This window comes from Melioribacteraceae bacterium 4301-Me (assembly GCA_041538185.1).
Lineage (GTDB): Bacteria > Bacteroidota > Ignavibacteria > Ignavibacteriales > Melioribacteraceae > Pyranulibacter > Pyranulibacter aquaticus.
This window is the reverse complement of record JBGORM010000001.1, coordinates 224944-243091: the sequence shown is the minus strand read 5'-3', so window position 1 is coordinate 243091 and position 18148 is coordinate 224944. Positions and strand designations below refer to the sequence as shown.

The 18148-nt window shown below is 32.0% G+C and carries 16 protein-coding genes and 1 tRNA gene; 15 read left to right on the top strand and 2 right to left on the bottom strand.

Going from position 1 to position 18148, the window contains the following annotated elements; genetic code table 11:
* The first annotated feature begins 85 nt into the window (after nt 1–85).
* The 5 genes from ABRY23_01225 to ABRY23_01205 all read left to right on the top strand — a co-directional run bounded on the left by ABRY23_01225 (nt 86) and on the right by ABRY23_01205 (nt 4020).
* A complete protein-coding gene (locus ABRY23_01225; protein MFA3781667.1) occupies nt 86–220 on the top strand; it encodes a DUF86 domain-containing protein in 135 nt (44 codons plus the stop codon).
* Nucleotides 221–434: 214 nt separating this feature from the next.
* Nucleotides 435–737 carry a nucleotidyltransferase family protein gene (locus tag ABRY23_01220; GenBank protein ID MFA3781666.1) on the top strand — a complete coding sequence of 101 codons (303 nt, stop codon included), beginning with the start codon at nt 435–437 and terminating at the stop codon, nt 735–737.
* 140 nt (nt 738–877) lie between these two features.
* Nucleotides 878–1495 (top strand): nucleotidyltransferase domain-containing protein, encoded by a 618-nt coding sequence (locus ABRY23_01215; GenBank protein MFA3781665.1) that lies wholly within the window; start codon nt 878–880, stop codon nt 1493–1495.
* Complete coding sequence (locus ABRY23_01210) at nt 1488–1898, top strand: hypothetical protein (GenBank protein MFA3781664.1); 411 nt, start codon at nt 1488–1490, stop codon at nt 1896–1898. The genes ABRY23_01215 and ABRY23_01210 overlap by 8 nt, the downstream gene beginning before the upstream one ends.
* Before the next feature lie 673 nt (nt 1899–2571).
* Nucleotides 2572–4020 (top strand): MmgE/PrpD family protein, encoded by a 1449-nt coding sequence (locus ABRY23_01205; protein MFA3781663.1) that lies wholly within the window; start codon nt 2572–2574, stop codon nt 4018–4020.
* A gap of 94 nt (nt 4021–4114) precedes the next feature.
* Here the strand turns inward: ABRY23_01205 and acs are convergent, their stop codons facing one another.
* Nucleotides 4115–6004, bottom strand: coding sequence for an acetate--CoA ligase (gene acs, locus ABRY23_01200; protein MFA3781662.1), 1890 nt, complete (start codon nt 6002–6004; stop codon nt 4115–4117).
* Nucleotides 6005–6122: 118 nt separating this feature from the next.
* On the opposite strand from acs, the gene ABRY23_01195 reads away from it, so the two are divergent.
* From ABRY23_01195 to ABRY23_01180, 4 genes are all read left to right on the top strand, one after another.
* A complete protein-coding gene (locus tag ABRY23_01195) occupies nt 6123–6476 on the top strand; it encodes a hypothetical protein (protein ID MFA3781661.1) in 354 nt (117 codons plus the stop codon).
* A 72-nt stretch (nt 6477–6548) separates the two neighbouring features.
* Entirely contained in the window at nt 6549–8789 is a 2241-nt protein-coding gene (locus ABRY23_01190; protein ID MFA3781660.1) for a TonB-dependent receptor, read from the top strand.
* 49 nt (nt 8790–8838) lie between these two features.
* Nucleotides 8839–8932 (top strand) — tRNA-Ser (locus tag ABRY23_01185).
* A 167-nt stretch (nt 8933–9099) separates the two neighbouring features.
* Nucleotides 9100–9354: a GIY-YIG nuclease family protein gene (locus ABRY23_01180; GenBank protein ID MFA3781659.1), complete on the top strand. Its 255-nt coding sequence runs from the start codon at nt 9100–9102 to the stop codon at nt 9352–9354.
* Between the two features lie 283 nt (nt 9355–9637).
* Here ABRY23_01180 and ABRY23_01175 read toward each other — a convergent pair whose 3' ends face one another.
* Nucleotides 9638–10276, bottom strand: coding sequence for a class I SAM-dependent methyltransferase (locus ABRY23_01175; GenBank protein ID MFA3781658.1), 639 nt, complete (start codon nt 10274–10276; stop codon nt 9638–9640).
* Nucleotides 10277–10519: 243 nt separating this feature from the next.
* Between ABRY23_01175 and ABRY23_01170 the strand changes: the two genes are divergently transcribed.
* From ABRY23_01170 to ABRY23_01145, 6 genes are all read left to right on the top strand, one after another.
* A complete protein-coding gene (locus ABRY23_01170) occupies nt 10520–11143 on the top strand; it encodes a LuxR C-terminal-related transcriptional regulator (protein MFA3781657.1) in 624 nt (207 codons plus the stop codon).
* Nucleotides 11144–11266: 123 nt separating this feature from the next.
* Complete coding sequence (locus ABRY23_01165; GenBank protein ID MFA3781656.1) at nt 11267–13624, top strand: TonB-dependent receptor domain-containing protein; 2358 nt, start codon at nt 11267–11269, stop codon at nt 13622–13624.
* Between the two features lie 36 nt (nt 13625–13660).
* On the top strand, nt 13661–14293 hold the full coding sequence (locus ABRY23_01160) for an HmuY family protein (GenBank protein MFA3781655.1): 633 nt from the start codon (nt 13661–13663) through the stop codon (nt 14291–14293).
* 16 nt (nt 14294–14309) lie between these two features.
* Nucleotides 14310–14921, top strand: a complete 612-nt coding sequence (locus ABRY23_01155; protein MFA3781654.1) for a sirohydrochlorin chelatase — start codon at nt 14310–14312, stop codon at nt 14919–14921.
* A 175-nt stretch (nt 14922–15096) separates the two neighbouring features.
* Nucleotides 15097–16077: a sirohydrochlorin chelatase gene (locus ABRY23_01150; protein ID MFA3781653.1), complete on the top strand. Its 981-nt coding sequence runs from the start codon at nt 15097–15099 to the stop codon at nt 16075–16077.
* A gap of 11 nt (nt 16078–16088) precedes the next feature.
* Nucleotides 16089–18050, top strand: a complete 1962-nt coding sequence (locus ABRY23_01145) for an FTR1 family protein (GenBank protein MFA3781652.1) — start codon at nt 16089–16091, stop codon at nt 18048–18050.
* Nucleotides 18051–18148 lie beyond the last annotated feature (98 nt).

The window sequence follows — 18148 nt, the reverse complement described above, 5'->3', positions numbered from 1 at the left end:
TAGAAAAATTGGAATTATCGAGGAAGTATCAAATCATGTATCTTATAAATTAAAGAATAAATTTTCTAATTTACCCTAGAGAAAGATGCGTGCTATGAGAAATGTTTTTATTCATATGTATGGCGAGCTTGACCTTGAGATAATATGGGATACTGTTATAAAGGATATGCCAAAACTTAAATATCAGATAGAAACTATAATATCTAGACTGGAAGATTAAATTTTGGATAAAATATAGTGTTTAATAATAAATTCTCCTTATTCAGAACTAACTCACCATAGGAAGTATGATAGAGAAACTCATTCTTTTTCTTTTGCTGCGGGAAGAAGACTTACAGGATATGTTGCTGCTTCAGAAAGTTCTGAAGAGTTTGGTGATACAGTTATATTTCAGAAGTTAAAATAATTTAATGAGCCAGATTTTGGAATAGTCAATGGACATCTTAACTAAACATAAAAAGGAATTAGATTCGTTCTGCAGAGAAAACAAAATAAAGAAGCTCTCACTGTTTGGTTCATATCTGAAGAATAAAGAAAATCCCGAAAGTGATGTGAACTTATTAGTTGAGTTTGCAGATGATACTGAATACGGACTTCTTGACATTGCAAGGATGGAACGACAACTATCTGAAATTATAGGAAGAAAGGTTGACTTGAGAACACCTGAAGAATTAAGCCGTTATTTCAGGGATTCAGTAGTTAAAGAAGCTCGGGTTAAATATGAAGCGTGGAACTAAATCGATTCTTATATAATGTATACCATGGTGTATTAACGCCTTAATAATAAACATCTAAGGAGATGAAATTTGCTAGTACGTTAAAAAATATATATGTTTCCTAAAAGAAACATATGTTTCCTAAAAGAAACGGATGGAAAATGATTGTTAATAAGGCTCTTAATGCGCTATTTTCTACCTGGTCAAATATTGCGGTTATGCGTGCTTTAGAAAATTACGCTGTTGGCATTTCGGGCAGAGAAGTTGCACGAATAGCAGGGATCACACCTAAAAATTGTTTAATCACTTTGTCTTTTTTGGAGGATATGGGAATTGTAAATCGTGTACGTGGTGGTAGAGAGCATTTATTTACTCTTAACCGTGAACATTTTCTTGTTAAAGATGTACTGCTTCCTGCACTGGCTGCAGAAAGAAAATATGTTGAAATGATTTCGAAGGAAATAGCAAACTCATTAAGAAAGTTTACAATCAGCGTTTATTTATTCGGGAGTGTAGCTCGTCAGCAAGAAACCATCGATAGTGATTATGATATTTGCATAATTTATAACAGTGAAACGAATAAAAAGAAAATCGAAAAAGTGCTTAGTGATCTCAGTAGTAAGTTGAAAAAGAAATACGGTGTATCGTTAGCACCGTTTTATATTACAAAAAATGATTTTATTAAACGTTCTAAATTCGGTAAATCTCCTGTTAAAGAAATAACAAAAGAAGGAGTATACATCTCCGGGTTAAAAATAAAAGAATTGTTAAATGGTTAAAAAGACTACAAGGAAATCTGTTGATAAATCAGCTTCAAAGAATTATAGAATAGTGGCCGAAAGCTTTTATAACGGTGCCGATGTAGCTAAAGAATACGAATATTGGAATGCAGCAGGTGTTCTTATAGTTCATGCAGCAATTGCCTATTCAGATGCAATTTGTATAAAATATGGTGGTGTTAAAAGTCAAAGCGACGATCATCATCAGGTAGTTTCTTTAATTAATGAAATTATTGCTGAATCAAAAGAAAAGAAATCAGCTATAAATCAGTTAGAACGAATAATTGAACATAAAACAGCAGTTTCTTACAGCGGAGATATTTATGACAGGAAAGACATAGATCAATTATGGAAATACCTTGGACGTTTTAAATTGTGGGCAGAAAAACTTTTAAGTGAGTAGTCTATAAATAATTGTTTAATAAACAAATAAAATAAAGAGCTTAATAATAAATTATCCATATTCAGAACTACCCCACTACTATAAGTATGATAGAGAAACTCATTCTTTTACTTTTGCTGCAGTAAGAAGACCTGCATGATATGTTGCTGCTTCAGAAAGTTCTAAAGAGTTTGGTGATACAGTTATATTTCACATATCTGTCAAAATAATTTTTTAGAGTAATAAAAGTAGTTGTCTAAAAAGTAATTTTTCAATTTTAAAATCCGTTAAAATCCGTGTTGTCCGTGTCCTATTTTCTAAAAAATTTTACTTTTTAGACAAACACAAAGAGCAGATGATCAGTTACTTTATTTATTTCAAAATTACTTACATTCGATAAAAATCATATGAGAATTCACCACTTCATGGCAAGCAAATTTTTATTATAAAAATTATTTTGGACAATACTGTAAATTCCAATTAATAACCATTTCTATAAACATCTCTCTTTTATTTAATTCATAAAAACCATAATTTTATTCCGAGTCAAATTCAAAATTTTTTATGATAATCAAATACAATACTTCTAAACACTTCTTCCCTTTCCTCAACTTCCCCAAGATTTACGAAACCAACTGGCAGAATAAGTAAGTAACAATTTCATCTTTCACCAACATAATTAAGGATTAACACTATGGAAAAGTCTATTTCTCGTGTTATCTCTGAATTTGCGGTTAACTTAAAATACGAAGATTTACCTCAAAATGTAATTGAAACGACAAAAAGATTTTTATACGATTCAATAGGATGTGCTTTTGGTGCATATAAAACTAAAGATGTAAATATTATCCGAAATATCTACAAACAAATAGGTGGACGAAACGAAGCAACTGTTATTGCATTTGGCGATAAAATTCCAGCAATTAATGCAACGCTAATAAATTCACTTATGGTTCGTTCACTTGACTTCAATGATATTTATTGGAAAGAGGATCCATCTCATCCTTCTGATTTAATCCCGGCTGCTTTAGCTACAGCCGAACTTGTTAATGCATCCATGAAAGATGTTATTGTTGCAATTGTTCTTGGATATGAATTTGAACAACGACTTTGTGAATTTGCTGTTCCCGGAATTCGTGAACGGAAATGGCACCATGCAACTTTAACTCAATTTGTCTCGCCTATTGTTGCAGGAAAAATCTTAAATCTAACAGTTGATGAAATGGTAAACGCAATCGGAATAAATGGGTCACACAACTATACTGTAGGTGCACCTACTGCAGGCAAGCTTTCAATGATGAAAAATACAGTTGACCCAATGGCAGTCCAAAGCGGTGTGTTCGCTGCCTTGTTAGCTAAAGAAGGTTTTACCGGTACCGAAATGATTTTCGAAGGGAAAGAAGGTTTTATGGATTGCTTTTGGGGATGGGATGTAATAAACAAAAAAACTTATCCCATCAAAATGCAAGGCAGAGATAAATCAGAAAATTGGAGTTGGAATATAGAAAAACTTATAGGGGACTTAGGAAAAAAATTTAAAATTCTCGATTGCAGCATGAAAGCATTTCCTACCGAAGCCTTGACACATACTCATATTTCCGCTACCCTTGATATTGTAAAAAACAACAATATTAAATATGACGAAGTTGAATCAGTAACTGTAACAACAATAGCACGTGCGTGTGATATTCTTTTCGATCCAAGCAAATATAAACCGGAATCTCGAGAAACTGCTGACCATTCACTTCCCTATTGCATTGCAGTAGCAATTGTAGATAAAAAAATAACTACACAATCTTTTACTGAAGAAAAATTAAAAGATCCTAGAATTTGGAAAGTGATTAATAAAATTAAAGGCGAGGCATCAACTGAATTCGAAAAATTATTCCCCGAAAAACAACCATCTAAAGTTGTAATTAAAACTAAAGATGGAAAAGAATTTTCGAAATATCTTGAATATCCAAAAGGTCATCCAAAACAACCAATGACCATTGAAGACATAGAGAATAAATTTAATTCTCTTTCAGAAAAAATATTAACTCGCCCACAGCAGGATAAAATTAAAGAAATGATTCTCGGTTGCGAAAAACTCTCAACCCAGAATTTTATGAAAGAGCTAGTATTAAAAAAACACCTTGAATAACTATATAGATAGTGGACATAATATTTAAGTATAAGCAAGAACAAGAATGATACTCAAAAACTTATTTCTTGTTCTTGCTAATATTTTTAATAGATTATTCATCAAGAGTAGAAATATTACCGGGGTCTTGTCCAAGTGCTTTTGCTTTCAATACACGACGCATAATTTTTCCTGAGCGTGTTTTAGGTAGTGAATCGACAAATTCAATATGTTCTGGTTTTGCAATTGGGCCGACTTCGTGACTTACATGTTGTTTTAATTCATCAATTAAAGCGTTGGACTTTTCATAGCCGTTACGAAGTATTACGTAAGCATAGATTGCATTTCCTTTTACTTCATGGGGGAGCCCTATTGCAGCGGCTTCAGCAACGGCAGGATGACTAACCAATGCACTTTCAATTTCAGCAGTCCCAAGTCTATAACCAGATACTTTTATTACATCGTCTACCCTACCAATAATCCAGAAGTAGCCGTCTTCATCTTTCTTTGCGCTGTCACCAGTTAAATACATACCAGGGTATCTACTCCAATACTGATTTACATATCTATCGGGATCATTATAAACCGTTCTAATCATAGCAGGCCATGGTGTTTTAATCACGAGGTAGCCTTCTTCATTTGGGCCAACAGGATTCCCTTGCTCATCAACCACATCCATTTCGATACCAGGGAAAGGTCGTGTTCCCGAGCCAGGTTTAAGTGGAACACATGGCATAGGTGTAATCATAAACATTCCAGTTTCTGTTTGCCACCATGTATCCATAATTGGGCATTTTTCATTTCCAACAACTTTATAATACCATCTCCACGCTTCAGGATTAATTGGTTCACCAACAGAACCAAGCAATCGTAAAGACGACAAATTATGCCTTTTAACCCATGCCTCTCCAAAACGCATTAAGCCTCTAATTGCTGTAGGAGCTGTATATAAAATATTAATACCATACTTTTCAATCATTTGCCACCAACGATTTGGATAAGGAAAGTTGGGTGCACCTTCATATAGGAAAGATGTAGCCCCATTTAATAATGGTCCATACACAATATAGCTGTGGCCTGTAATCCAGCCAGGATCAGCCGCACACCAGTACCTATCTTCTTCGTGTATATCAAAAACATATTTTAATGAAGTATAAATGCCAACCATGTAACCGCCGTGAGTGTGTAATATTGCTTTAGGTTTTCCTGTAGTACCTGAGGTGTAAAGTATAAATAATGGGTCCTCCGAATCCATTTCTTCAAGTGTGCATGTATTGTTTGCTATTGGTAAGTTCATCAATTCATGATACCACATATCCCTTCCACTTTCCATGTTAATTTCTTGACCTGTTCTTTTAACAACCAGAACATGCTCTACAGTGCCGCATCTTTCAAGTGCTTCATCAGCAATTTTTTTAAGCTGAACAATTTTACCGCGTTGATAAGCACCATCAGCAACTATTAACACTTTGGATTGACTGTCTTCTATCCTTTCTGCAAGTGATTCAACTGAAAAGCCGCCATATACAACAGAATGGATTGCACCAATTCTCGCAGTTGCTAGCATTGCTATAACAATTTCTGGTATTCTTCCCATATATATTGTAACTCTATCACCCTTTTGTACACCCATACTTCTTAAAACGTTAGCAAATTTGCACGTCTCCCTATGCAAAGCGTGATAAGACATTGTTCTCCAATCCCCGTTTTCTCCTTCCCAAATTAAAGCAAGTTTATTTCTGCGATGAGTTTTTAAGTGTACATCAAGACAATTATAAACAATATTTGTCCTAGCGCCAGTGAACCATTTATAAAAAGGCTTATTTGAATCATCCAATACCTTATCCCATTTTTTAAACCAATGTAACTCTTCCGCTTCATTGGACCAAAATTTCAGAGGATTCTTTTTTGCAAATTCATTTAATTCTTCCCAATCTTTAATGCGAGCATAGTTTATTACTTCTTCCGATGGGTAGTAAACCTCTCCGCTAAGTTCTTTCGCCATATGACCTCCTTTTAAAATGGATTTTTAAGTTAGACATTTTGTCTTTATATTTGGGTTGGAAAATATCATTTGAGTAAAAGAGAATCAACCTTTTTAACTTAACGATTATAAGATTTTTGTGAGTCTGAAGAAAAAATATATTAAATACACTGCTGTAATCAATCTAACAGTTCAGCTTCTTATAATTGGCATCTCTTCGCTGCACTATCACAATTTGTATAATCTTTCATTCAATAACATTGCTTCTCTTAGCAGCAATGATGCTGTAAAAGTTTCTGATCCTTTTTTGAGTAATTCAGGTCAATGTAAACTGCTTGAGTTTATTCACACAACTTACAATACAATAATAACCCCAAGTTTTGCTGCATTATCCCTTTATAATATTAAAATCATAGATAAAGTTTTAGACTATCAATTCTATAAATCCTTCTATGGTTTTTCCAGCTCTCTAAGAGCGCCGCCAGCTTTATAATTCTTACAAAATCACCTTTTAACTAATCTCTTTCTCATTTTTTATTTCATAAATAAAATCAAAGGGAAAATTATGAAGCGATTTAACTTGCTAATAATATTATTATCATTATATATACCAATAACAGTCCATACACAAAACTCAATCAAAGGAAAGGTAATTGACGAGAAAGATGGTGAGCCTTTACTTGGAGTTAACATTATTATAGAGGAGTTAAAAATTGGAACCGCGACAAATTTGAATGGGGATTTTAGGTTCGATAATATTCAAGAAGGAACATACACAATTAAATTTTCTTACATTGGTCATAAAACAATTCTTAAAAAAATTATTGTCCCACAAAGTGAACCTCTAATAATTAAAATGGTAGAAGGAAGCGTTAATTTACAAGAAGTTGTAGTAACCGGAAATCCTTTAGAAATTGATCCTAAAAATATCTCACAAAGTACACTTACAATTGCAAATATGGATTTGAATATAAAACGAAGTTCAACTATCGGAGAAACTTTAAATTTTCAACCGGGCATTTCACTTAGGTCTAACGGAACTGCTGCCTCCAGACCTGTGATCAGAGGATTTAGCAACAATAGGATACTAATTTTAGAGAACGGTCTTCGTATGGGAGATTTATCGAATACATCTGATGACCATGCAGTAAGTGATGATGGTATAAGTGTTGAAAGGATTGAAGTACTGAGGGGCCCGGCAAGTCTACTATACGGAAGTAACGCAATTGGTGGTGTAATTAATGTCATTACCGAAGCAATTCCCACTTACATCCCATCTAAACCCGATGCTACAGTTAATTTGGTAACTTCTACGGTAAACAAAGAATTAGCCGGCAACTTTGATTTTCATTACGGATTAAATGACTTTGGCTTCCACGGAAATTATTTTAACAGAACAAATAGAGATTATAAAGACGGTAATGGCAACAAGGTAGTAAATTCAGATCAATTTTCAAGGGGCTATCAATTCGGAATTTCGTTTATTCCCCACTTTGGTACTGCTGGCTTAAGTTATGCTAATTACTTTAATGGTTATGGTATACCCTTAAATCCAAATGAAAATAATGGTGATGGCCCTATAAAAATTGAAATGAAAAAACAAGAACTTCGAATTCTATTAGAAAGTTCTAAAGTTGAATCTTTTGTAAAATCTTTTAGTCTTAAAGGCGGCTACCAAAATTATCAGCATCAGGAAATTTCAAGATTGACAGGTGAGACAGGCACAGCATTTGGGCTAAAAAGTTACAGTGCAGATCTCTCATTTAAACATCAAAAAATTTTTTCTGCTTTACAGGGAGTTTTTGGATTTTGGGGATTACAGCAAAATTATTCAGTAACTGGCGCAGAAGCCTTTACCCCTAATGCAGACTATAGCAGTCTAGCAGCTTATTTTTTTGAAGAAGTTAAATTTAATAATCTGAACTTACAATTTGGGGCAAGATATGAAATTAATAAAATAAAAATACCTCAAGCTGAAATTTCAGATTCTACATTTCCCTCTGCAGAAAAAAAATATTACTCACTTAGTGGTTCCATTGGATTAGTTTATAATCTTACAGATAAGATTTCCCTATTTGCTAATTTAGCAAATGCATTTCGAGCACCAACTATTGAAGAACTATCCTCATATGCAATTCACGAAGCTACTGCAACTTTTGATATTGGTGACAGAAATTTGGTAAATGAAAAAAATTTAGGTTTCGATCTTGGTTTAAGAGTAAGGAAAGCTAATCACCTTGCTGAATTAAATTTCTATTACAACAATCTTGACGATTATATTTTTAGAAAACCAACAAACCTTTACTATAATGTAGAGACAAGCAAAAATCACTTTAACACAGATGGTATAGGTATTCCAGTTTATCAATATAGTCAAAGTGGTGCTGTTATTTACGGTACAGAGTTAAAAGCTCAATATGAATTTAACAGATTTTTATCAACTACAGTTATTTTTGATTATGTGAGGGGTGAACAAAAAATATTAGACGAAAATTTACCACAACTGCCGCCGATGCGATTTTCTATTGAACAACGTTATTCAAACGATAACTATTGGTTTGGTATTCTGTGGAAATTAGCCGGTGAGCAAAATAAAACTGCACCATTTGAAACGCCCACAAAAGGATACGGATTAATAGATATATATGCCGGCATAAAATTATTAATGGGCAATTATGTTCACATGATAGACTTGAAAATCAACAATTTATTAGACCAACCATACAGAGACCATTTATCAGCAATAAAAAATTTTGCTTATATGCCGGGCAGGAACATACAATTAAGCTACAAATTTTTATTTTAACCAAGTGTTGATTATATTGGCAGATAAAATTTCGAACAGTTCAGCATAAGGAGAGGTGGCCGAGTGGCTGAAGGCAGCGGTTTGCTAAACCGCCATAGGGGCTTAAACCTCTATCGCGAGTTCGAATCTCGCCCTCTCCGCCAACCTACGCCAAGGCTTCGGTTGGCAGGCCAAAATCACCTAAAAGCTTCAGTGGCAATCCAATATATGTTAAAAGTTCATTTTGCGAAAGTAATAATTGCTTATAAATTTTAAGATAATTTAAATTTTCGATTGTAATAATTAATACTCAACATTGGTTAATCATTTTATGTGGTATGTTTATATCATAAAAAGCTTAACGTCGGATTATATTTATATTGGTTCCACAAATGATATTAAAAGAAGACTAGAAGAACATAATAATGGATTAAATATTTCTACGAAACATTATAGACCTTTCAAATTAGAAGCCTATGTTGCCGTAAATACCGAATCTAAAGCAAGAAAACTTGAGAAATATTTTAAGACAGGTTCTGGAAAAGCAATATTAAAGAAAAGAATTTTATCTGACGAAGCAACGTAGTTGCGTAGTCAGACTCGCCCTCTCCGCCAACCTACGCCAAGGCTTCGGTTGGCAGGCCAAAATCATCTAAAAGCTTCGGTTGGCAGGCCAACCTACATTTTGAAACTCCCTTTGGCAGGCCAACCTACGTTTTGAGCTTCCTTTGGTAAGCTAACCTACTCTTTAACTTTGGTTGCTAAGGTAATATTCGATAAAGCTTTTAATTAGTAAATTAGTTATAACTTGGTCACAAAAGGGATAAGCTTTCTAGCAAAAAATTATAGGTTAAATTATTGTACAATATTCAATTACTACTTTTATCTGCTTTTATAACAACAAAGCCACCTTCTCCATAACCTTCTTTAAATTGTTGTACTTCTTTAATCTGATCAAGCTCTCCAAATATAGTCTGAATTATTTCAATGTTGGTGAATTTTCCCTCTGTCAAAAAATGTCTTACATTATCAACAGAGTAAAAAGTAGCAATGCGATAAAACGGATTATGTTCTTTTAACACTTCATATTTCATCCCAAGTGAACTATTTTTATCAACAAATCCAACTATAAAGTTACCGTTAGATTTAAGAATTCTATGTACTTCATTAAATGCTTTTTTTATATCATCAATAAAACAAATAGTAGTAACCATCAACACAAAATCATATGATTCATTACTAAGCGGAAGGTTTTCTGCTATTGCATCGTAAACAGTTAAGCCCAATCTTAGAGAGAAATTTCTCATCTCCTTGGATGGTTCTACCCCTTCCCTAATATTAAAAGGTATGGCAAAGCGTCCAGTACCAATTCCAATTTCTATTCCCCTTTTGCCCACTGGAATAAAATGTCTTAAAGCTTCTATTTCAGATTGATAAACAAAAGAATATTCTTTGAACCATTGTTCGTATTCATTTAAATATTTATCGAAAGGCTCTGTCCTTGCCATTTATTCTTAGTAAACTACTCTATTAAATTATTTATGGATTTTCTAATATTACTAACTTATTAAAAGTTAATAAGCAAAAAAACTTATTTCTGTTAACAGCCAAAATTATTTACTATAAAGATTTCCTTCGAAGTTCGTTTACTTTAATACTTAGCAAACAACTAATAATTCCATACCTGGAAAGATTGCTATTAATATTTCTCTTATTTAGATTTAGTCTTAGTAATAATAACTTATTTAAAAATGATTACTATTGTTATTGCAACTCCTATATACCTATTTAGAAGGGGCTTTCGTTCTATTATAGAAAAAAACGAGAGTTATTTACTAAAAGGAGAAATAACAAACAAAAAAGAGTTCTGGAATAAACTAAAAATATTTCAGCCAGATATTATAGCAATTGATATGGACCAAAGAGACTTCATTCTTCATGATGATATTGAAATGATACATGAGGTCTCGCCATTAACTAAAATTTTGGTTATATCAGAGAATAATAAAAAGGACATTATTCTGAAAGCTATAAAAAACGGCGTCTTGGGTTATTTAACAAAAGAATGCGATGAAAATGAAATTTTAACTGCTTTAGATTCTCTTTCTAGAGGTGAAAAGTTCTTCTGTAATAAAATTCTTAACGTTATACTCGAAGAAAAAATTGAAGAACCTAAAAATGAAATTGAATTAACAAAAAGAGAAATTGAAATTATCAGACTTATTGCAGAAAAATATTCCAATCAAGAAATAGCTGATAAACTGTTTATAAGTATCCATACTGTTTACACTCACCGTAAAAACATTATGAAAAAACTTAAACTAAAATCACCAGTAGAATTAATTCTTTATGCTATTGATTCTGGCATTATTTAATCTTTGCCAGTCCTCAATAATACACTTACCTAAAATTGTTAAAAAAATTACCTACTACAGTGTATTGTATTAAAATACAATAGAAAATAATTTTGTTATTAAGATTTAGTCTAAATAAGAATTATGTATACAATAAGAATCAACACTTTCCTCTATATAACTTTTTTCTTTTTGGCATTTTATTCACTTATAAATGCTCAACAAAAATTTGCAATTTCAGGAATAATATTTGATGAAGACCAAAATCCAATACCAAATGTTAATATAAAAATTGAAGGGACAAACATTGGTGCATCTTCAGACATTAAAGGCAATTTTGAGATTAGTAATGTTGATTCAGGTAAACATGTCATAGTTGTATCTGCTATTGGTTATGAAACAGAAAAAAGAATTGTCGTTTTATCGGAAAATCAACAAATCTCGCTAGAAGTTTTTCTTAAAAAGAAAAATTTCTTAATAGACAATATCGTCGTAACTGGAACTCGAACAAATAAAAATATCCTTAATACGCCAATTAAAACAGAAATTGTTACTAAAAACGACATAAAAAATTCTGCATTTACAAAATTAGAGCAGGTAATTGTTGAACAGCCAGGTTTATTAATTATAGATGAACCTTGGGGAAAAGGTGTTCAAATGCAAGGGCTTGACCCAGATTATACTCTCGTTTTGATTGATGGAGAACCTTTAATTGGAAGAAATGCAGGCACTATTGATCTTTCAAGATTTTCTGTGTCAAATTTAAAACAAATCGAAATAGTAAAAGGTCCTTCCTCTTCACTTTATGGAAGTGAAGCACTCGCAGGTGTAATAAATTTAATTACAGATATACCTGAAAATTCTTATACCTTAGCTTTGCAATCACTCTACAAAACATACAATACATTAGATGTTATCAGCAATTTATCACTTACTAAAGAAGAGATATTCAAGCAAAATGATAAATTGAATATTTCTCTGTTTCTTGAACGAATAAGTTCCGATGGATATAAACTTATCCCAGCTTCTATATCTTTAACAGCACCAAAATTTTTTAATTACAGTATATCACCTCTAATAAGATATAAAATTAACGACTCTTACTTCCTTAAGTTTAATAGCAGAATTTTTTTGCAGCAGCAAAATAATATAGAACAATCAACAGTATTAAACGGAATAAAATTAGTTAACACTACAGATAAATTGACCGATTGGAACAATAGTTTATTATTCGAACATAAATTTACTTCATCAATTAAATCTGAAGCTAATTTATATTTTTCAAGATATTTTACAAATTCCCAATCAGCTTTCCAAAATGATGGCAGTATTTATGAAGAAAATATTTTTGACCAATACTTTTATAAAGCAGAAATTAAAAATGACTTTTTATTGGATACAAAAAATTATCTCATCGCTGGAGCAGGATATATTTTCGAAACTGTACAGGCTGATAGGATTTATGATGGTAAAAAAAATACAAGCTCTTACTATTTTTTTGCACAGGAAGAATGGCTGCCAAACGACAAATTCGATTTTGTAATTGGTGTTCGATTTGACCATCATAACGATTTTGCTTCAAAGTTAAGTCCTAAATTTTCAATTCTATTCAAACCTTATAACTTTCTAAAAATTAGAGCATCTGTTGGAAGCGGATTTAAAGCTCCAACACTACAGCAGCTTTATCTTAATTTTACAAATGCTCAAGTAGGCTATAGTGTTTTTGGGTCTTCAAATATTCAGGAATCTATTAAACAATTATTAGAATCGCAACAAATCCAAAGAATATTAATAGACCCTGAGAGGATAACAAAGATTCGTGCCGAAAGTTCAGTTGGATTTAATTTTGGAATAGAATACTCACCCACAAATTCATTTTTCGCTTCAATAAATCTATTTAGAAATAATGTTAAAGATTTGATTGAGGCAAGTCCAATCGCAATCAAAACAAATGGACAAAGTGTGTTTACTTATTTCAACATTAATAAAATATATACTGAAGGAATTGAAACTTCATTATCATTTTCTCCTTTTGATAAATTTTCTTTCTCTATCAGTTATCAATACTTACAAGCAATAGATGAAAAAATTCTTAACGAAATAAGAAGCGGCAAAATTTCAAAGGTCGGCTCTAATGGAAGAATAAGGTTAGTTAAAGAATCTGAGTATGGCGGACTCTTCAACCGTTCAAATCATTCAGGCACAATTAAACTTTCTTATCAAAATAATGAGCTGGGTATTTTTGCAAACTTAAGAGGTATTTTACGCAGTAAATACGGATTTGGTGATACTAACGGCAATGGTATTCTTGATGACAACAGTGAATATGTTGCTGGTTATGCTATTTGGAATTTTACTTTAACAAAACAAATAAAGAATTATTTAAATATTGTTTTAGGAATAGAAAACATTTTCGACAAAACTAATCCACAATTTATTCCTTCATTACCCGGCAGAATTATTTACGGTGGAATAAATATCGAATTTTCAAAAAACAATTGATTAACAATTATAACCATGAACAAATTAGGAGAATGCATGGCTAAGTTATCAAAACTAAATTACAAAGCAATAAAATACTTTTTGATTATCACGCTATACGGATTAATAATCACAGGATGCTCCAAAGACAATGTTACAGAACCAGAGGCACAATCACCTTCTGCGAAAGTACATACAATATACAATATACCTGCGGATACGGCTAATCAAAATAAAAGCACATATTTCAGATTTAAGGATAGTACAGTTGTTACCGGTACTGACACAGCAACTGTAAATTGGGATATTGCATTCAATAAAACTACCATATACACAAACAGTGGCAGCAGTGGTCCAGGCAAAGGCGGTGCTATTGTTTTAAGAAATGTTAACTTTGAAGATGTAACAGAAGCACCGGAAACAGGCTACAGTATTGATTCTACGTCAGCACCGGCAATTCCAACCGGTTCCGATAAAGGCTGGTATCATTATTCAGGTCCACCAAATCATCTAATAACTCCAATACCTGGAGTAGTTTTAATTATAAGATGTGGAAACGGCAAGTATGCCAAAGTCCAAATTCTAAGTTATTATAAAAATGCGCCACAAAATCCAACAGGCAGTGAACCTTCAAGATTTTATTCATTCAAATATTTTTACCAAGATGATGGTTCAAGAAATCTTAAATAAAAAGGGAGAATAAAAAATGAATAGAACAATTTTAATACAATTATTTTCGTATTTATTGATTAGTACAGTGGTAACATTTGCTTATTCATCTCATAATAATAATTTTACTCAGCCTAATTATGATGAATCTCTGCATCAAAAGAAGATCTCTGTAATAATTGTAGGGCACGGAGCTCCCGCAAAAGATTTCCCAAAATTAAGTGAATACTTTAAGATACACGATACTCATTCACTCAAAGCAGAGTTATTGGAAAAAGAGTTAAGGAACTGGCCTAGAAATGCCAATAATGACCCTTACTGGGCAGGTTTTATTGAAGTAGTTAATGAATTCAAAAAACAAAATAAAGAATTCCATTCAGTTCATTATGCTTTTAATGAAATGTGCGGACCTACTGTAGAAGAGGCTCTTGAACAAGCAGCTCACGATAATCCTGACTTGATAATAGTTACAAGCATAATGTTTACTCCAGGCGGTAATCATTCTGAAATTGATATCCCTAAGCAGATTGAATCATTTAAAGAAAATTATCCAAATATAAAAATTGTCTATGCGTGGCCTTATAGAATTTCTGATCTTGTAAATATGTTGACTAAACAAATAAACAGTTTTACAGAAAAAATTAATTGACCGAATCGATCATTAAATATTAAGAATGAATTTTAATACCATGTGAAATTATTTATAAAAAGAATTCAATGTGAAATTTATTACGATTCAACAATAATTAAGATTTAGTATTAAACATATATTAAACGAGTACAAGCTTACATGAATCACTCAATAATAAAAGAAAGAAATATGTATGAAAGTACCAAATTTCTCCTGCTCAATTTTAATAATATTATCATTATGTTTTTCTTATGCGAATCTTACAGCACAGCATAAAGTCGGGATTTTAGTACTTGCGCATGGCGGTAACAAGAATTGGAATCATACAGTTAACGAAGCTGTAGAACATCTCAAAAAAAATTATGAGGTTGAAATTGCTTTTGGAATGGCTGATCCAAAATCAATGCAGAAAGGAATTAATAAACTCGAAGAAAAAGGCATAACTAAAATAGTAGTGCTACAATTATTCATTTCATCTTTTAGTCCTATAATTCGCCAAAATGAATATTTACTTGGATTAAGGAAAGAACTTGCAGACGAGCCAATGATTATGAATCACACTTCGATGAATCATTCACATATCGATTCACAACAAAATAATTATAACAACTCTTTAAAAAATCATACACATCATATTAGCAATGATAACATGAATCACAATGGTGAAGAATTAAAATTGAAGCCTCTTAGTATAAAGGCAAAAATTTATTTAACTGATCCATTAAATGACCATCCGGTGGTTGCTGAAATACTTACTGACAGAATAAGAGAATTAAGTAATTCACCTGAAAATGAAACTATAATATTAGTAGCTCATGGTCCTAACGATGAAGAAGATAACAAAAAATGGCTAAGCACATTAGAAAGTATAGCAGAACAAATTCGTAAGGAAAGTAACAATTTTAAAAATATTTTTTGTCTTACAGTACGCGATGATGCACCAAAAGAAATATATGAAATAGCTAAAGAAAATTTAAGAAGTCTGGTTCGTCAGGCTTCTAAAAACAGCAGTGTGATTATAATCCCGGTCCTTTTGTCACAAGGAGGTATTGAAAAAGGTATAGTTGAGCGTCTAGATGGTCTTACATACAAATGGAACGGTAAAACATTATTACCAAATAAAAAGATTATACGATTTTTAGACGATTCAATTAAAAAAGCTTTACAAGAATAAAGGAACATATTATGTTTAATTTTTCTGTTAAACCCATTTTTATACTGTCAATTTACTTTTTCATTTTTCTTGCAAAATCATATCCGGGCGAAAATAATTTAGAAAGGAATGTTCGAACATTAATAACCCTTCTTGATTACATCGGTACAGATTATCGCAATGCAATTGAAAATGGCAAAGTAATTAATGAGATCGAATATTCTGAAATGAACGATTTCGCTGAACAAGCGGAATCGATCTTTAATAATTTATCTATTGCGTTAAAAACGCCAAACATTCAAAAAATAAAAAATAGCATCAAAGAATTAAATCAATTAATTAAAAGAAAAGCAGACAAAGAAATAATTTTTAAAAATGCTAATGATATTAAACAGAAAATTCTCTCACTAAATTTAATTGCAATCTTTCCCCTTTATTATCCAAGCATAACAAACGGTAAAAAAGTTTACCAACAAAACTGTGTAAACTGTCATGGTCAAACTGGTAAAGGTGATGGACCTGCAGCAGCATCCTTAATCCCAAAGCCAGCAAATTTTCTAAATGATTCATTAATGAATAACATCTCTCCATTCCAAATTTATAACACAGTGCAAATAGGTATAAAAGGAACGAGCATGGTACCGTTTAATAACTTAGACGATAAGCAAATATGGGATGTTGCATTTTACATTAGCAGTCTTAGATATAAAAATAAATTTAACATATCAAAAGATTCTATCAATAAGATTTATTCCGACATATTAAGAAAACTATCACTCGAACAAATATCGACCATGTCAGACAAAAAACTATCGCTATTATTAAAAAATTCATTTAATAACGATTCACTTTATTTAGCAGCGATAAGATTGTACGAGCCGCAAAAAAATTCTAATATATCAATTGCAGAAGCTTCGAAATTTTTAGATGATGCATTAATAAAATACAAATCAGGCAAATATGAAGAAGCCCTCGACCAAGCTTTATCTGCTTACCTCGAAAGAGTAGAACCTTTTGAACAGCAGCTTTCCGTTATAAATTCTGACTTGAAAACAGAGCTTGAGCAAATAATGACAAAAATTAGAAATGACATTAGAGCTAAAAGGCCAGAAAATGAATTGAACGATGACATCATAAGAGCAAAAAGATTAATTAACAACGCATCCTCTTTGCTAAGTAGTCAAAATTTTTCTTTTTGGTTTTCTTTCCTGTTAGCAGCTTCCATATTACTTCGCGAAGGTTTGGAAGCATTCTTAATTATTGCAACAATTCTCAGTGTATTAAAATCACTACAAACAAAACATGCAACAAAATGGGTACACTATGGCTGGATAACGGCTTTATTTATCGGAATATTAAGTATGTTTTTCACAAACTTGCTTACAGCACTTGGCGCACAAAGCCGTGAACTTATGGAGGGCATTGGTTCTGTCTTAGCCGTGATAATACTTTTGTATGTGGGTTTCTGGCTTCACAGTAAAACAGAAGCGAAAAGATGGAAAGAGTTTATTGAAGGAAAAATTGCACGAATGGTTGAAGGTAATAATAAATGGGGACTCGCATTAATTTCTTTCATAGTAGTTTTCAGAGAAGCTTTCGAATCAGCAATTTTTCTTTCCGCCGTAAGTCTAGAATCCAGCACTAGTGGAACAAATGGAGTATACTTTGGAGCAGCTTTAACTTTAATTTTTGTTCTAATTCTTTCATGGATAGCAATAAAATTTACAGCAAGACTTCCAATTAAAAAACTATTTCAGTATTCAGCTTTAACTATAGCCATTTTGTCTGTTGTACTCGCAGGTAAAGGAGTTCACGCATTACAAGAAAGCGGATATTATTCTTCAACTTTTATACCATATAAAATTAATTTTTCATTGCTGGGAATATATCCAACAATTGAAACAATTGCAGCACAAGTTATTGTTTTGGTATTAACCATCATATTGTGGAAACTTAGCGATAGCTCAAACAAAAAAGTTAAAACGCCTGGATAAAAATTCTTTTAATATTCTACAATTATTTAATCTCTACGCGTTTTATTAAATGCAGTTTTATGTAAATATTATTTTTAAGTTCGTAGTCGTGTCAGATT

Coding starts and splice junctions, on each gene's coding strand:
- acs (MFA3781662.1), bottom strand. CDS start 6,004: ATGGCGAAAGAACTTAGCGGAGAGGTTTACTACCCATCGGAAGAAGTA.
- ABRY23_01225 (MFA3781667.1), top strand. CDS start 86: ATGCGTGCTATGAGAAATGTTTTTATTCATATGTATGGCGAGCTTGAC.
- ABRY23_01145 (MFA3781652.1), top strand. CDS start 16,089: ATGTTTAATTTTTCTGTTAAACCCATTTTTATACTGTCAATTTACTTT.
- ABRY23_01210 (MFA3781664.1), top strand. CDS start 1,488: ATGGTTAAAAAGACTACAAGGAAATCTGTTGATAAATCAGCTTCAAAG.
- ABRY23_01190 (MFA3781660.1), top strand. CDS start 6,549: ATGAAGCGATTTAACTTGCTAATAATATTATTATCATTATATATACCA.
- ABRY23_01175 (MFA3781658.1), bottom strand. CDS start 10,276: ATGGCAAGGACAGAGCCTTTCGATAAATATTTAAATGAATACGAACAA.
- ABRY23_01165 (MFA3781656.1), top strand. CDS start 11,267: ATGTATACAATAAGAATCAACACTTTCCTCTATATAACTTTTTTCTTT.
- ABRY23_01150 (MFA3781653.1), top strand. CDS start 15,097: ATGAAAGTACCAAATTTCTCCTGCTCAATTTTAATAATATTATCATTA.
- ABRY23_01155 (MFA3781654.1), top strand. CDS start 14,310: ATGAATAGAACAATTTTAATACAATTATTTTCGTATTTATTGATTAGT.
- ABRY23_01220 (MFA3781666.1), top strand. CDS start 435: ATGGACATCTTAACTAAACATAAAAAGGAATTAGATTCGTTCTGCAGA.
- ABRY23_01180 (MFA3781659.1), top strand. CDS start 9,100: ATGTGGTATGTTTATATCATAAAAAGCTTAACGTCGGATTATATTTAT.
- ABRY23_01170 (MFA3781657.1), top strand. CDS start 10,520: ATGATTACTATTGTTATTGCAACTCCTATATACCTATTTAGAAGGGGC.
- ABRY23_01215 (MFA3781665.1), top strand. CDS start 878: ATGATTGTTAATAAGGCTCTTAATGCGCTATTTTCTACCTGGTCAAAT.
- ABRY23_01205 (MFA3781663.1), top strand. CDS start 2,572: ATGGAAAAGTCTATTTCTCGTGTTATCTCTGAATTTGCGGTTAACTTA.
- ABRY23_01160 (MFA3781655.1), top strand. CDS start 13,661: ATGGCTAAGTTATCAAAACTAAATTACAAAGCAATAAAATACTTTTTG.